This is a genomic window from Steroidobacter sp. (assembly GCF_016790065.1).
GTDB lineage: Bacteria > Pseudomonadota > Gammaproteobacteria > Steroidobacterales > Steroidobacteraceae > Steroidobacter.
Window position 1 is genome coordinate 1 of the sequence record NZ_JAEUPY010000516.1, and the last position, 2,070, is coordinate 2,070.

Here is a 2,070-nt window from a genome sequence, read left to right on the forward strand (position 1 = left end):
TGATCCTGCAGGCGCGCCAACAGGCGTCGCTACATCAGGAACACATTGCTTGTGAGGCGACGGCGGCGCGCATGCTCGGCTTGCCTCGATACGATGAACTCTACGACTACGAGCGCTTCGTCATGCCGACGATGTTGGAGCGGCCGGACGGATTTGTTTCCATGGCGGCGTTCAATGAGGCGCTGATGAAAGTGCTGGCGGAGCGTCAGCAACTGGCCATGCATCCGCTCGATCAGAGCCTGCGCTTTGGAGCGCAGACGCCGCGCAGTTTGCTCGCCGATCCGCATCCGCTGATCCGTCAGTTCTTGAGTTTGCTGATCGCGCCCATCGCTGAGTTTCGCTCGCGATTGCCGCAGAATGAGACCCATCCGTTATTGGCTCGTAACAACGGCGAGGCGCGTTTGTCCGGTTGTTGGGCCATCCGGCTGCGCCGCGGCGGATATCACCTAAATCATGTGCATCCTTCCGGTTGGTTGAGCTCGGCTTATTACGTGCACGCGCCAGCAGACACGGAAGATTCGGTTGCACGCAGCGGCTGGATCAAATTCGGTGAGCCGCGTTACTCTACGCCCGGTGTCAGCGCGGAACGGATGATTCAACCGCGCGCAGGGTTATTGATTTTGTTTCCTTCTTATATGTGGCACGGAACTATGCCTATAACAACCGACGAGCCGCGCGTCACCATCGGCGCGGATGTCGTTCCCATCAGCGAACGCTGAGCAAATTTCAAACAAGCGCACTGTTTTAGGCTCGTGGCGAGTGGCGCCACGTCAGCCTATCGCGCTGTTGCTCTCCAGCAACGTGTATACATTCCGCCGGCTTGGTAACAAGCCGCGGTCGCAGCTGCGTCACATTGATAATTCCTCACGAATTCCCGAGCGATTAGCGGCTTGAAGCATTTCATCGGCGGCACGCGATCGTGCTTCCTTTGGCGAATTTGCGGTTGTATGCTCGGTGCCACGCTTGGGTCGATAGTTGTGAATTTATCCATCGCTGCGATCCAGGAAGGGAGCGTTGCCCACCCCCCGAAACTGCAACTGACGGGTGTGGGTCTGGGAGCAAATTAAAACCCTCTCGCAGGAGGATCATTCTAATGTCGACGAATATTTCTATTCGGCGCGCGGTGAGCTACGCGCTGTGGACGAGCTTTGCGGCAGCGGCCGCACACTCGTTGCCGGTCATGGCAGCGGAAGGTAACGAAGTCGTTGCTGAAGTTGTGGTCACCGGTTCGCGCATTCAACGCCAGGACTACGTGGCCAACAGCCCCGTCGTTACCAGCACCGCCGAGCAAATCATCGAGAACGCGGACGTCACTCTCGATACTTATCTGAACACGCTGCCGCAGGTGAATCCCGCCGGCGGTACTACGTCCAACAATCCAGGCAACGGCGGTCAGTCGAACATCGACCTGCGCGGCCTGGGCGCCAACCGCAACATCGTGCTGTTCGACGGCCGTCGCGCCATGCCTTCGGCCAGCGACATGACGGTCGACCTGAACACCATTCCGCAAGCGCTGATCGATAGCATCGAAATCGTGACCGGCGGCGCCGGCGCGGTGTACGGCGCGGACGCGGTGGCGGGTGCGGTGAACATCAAGCTGAAGGAAAATTACGAAGGCATCGATCTTCGTTATAACTTCTCCAACAGCACCGAGTTCTGGGACGCCGAGGAGTATCAAATCTCCGGCGTCGGCGGGCTGAACTTCGCCGATGGTCGCGGCAACGTCGTGATCGGTGCCGACTATTCCAAACGCGAAGGCATGATCAAGAGCCAGCGCGACTTCGCCAAGATCGCGACCTCGACGACTTCGTATCTGCCGGAGGGCTATTACATCGCCGGCGCGAACGCGCCCCCGCAGGCCGCGGTGGATGCGTTGTTTCAGTCGTACGGTTTCGCGGCGGGTTCGGCGAACGCGACTTTGTTGGGCTTCAACACTGACGGCACGCTGTTCTCTCGCGGTGTCTTCAACAGCCCGTTGAACGTGGTGAACTTCAAGTATCCGATCGACAATGCCGTCAACACCAACCTGTACCCGGATTTGTATTCGTACAACTTCGATGCAGTGAACAT

The 2,070-nt window shown here is 58.6% G+C and carries 2 protein-coding genes; both read left to right on the forward strand.

The window, feature by feature from the left end; translation table 11 throughout:
* On the forward strand, positions 1-719 hold a 719-nt coding region (locus JNL55_RS21500; protein WP_293858655.1), incomplete at its 5' end, for a putative 2OG-Fe(II) oxygenase.
* 374 nt (positions 720-1,093) lie between these two features.
* Positions 1,094-2,070: TonB-dependent receptor plug domain-containing protein (locus JNL55_RS21505; RefSeq protein WP_293858658.1), on the forward strand; the 977-nt coding region annotated here is incomplete at its 3' end.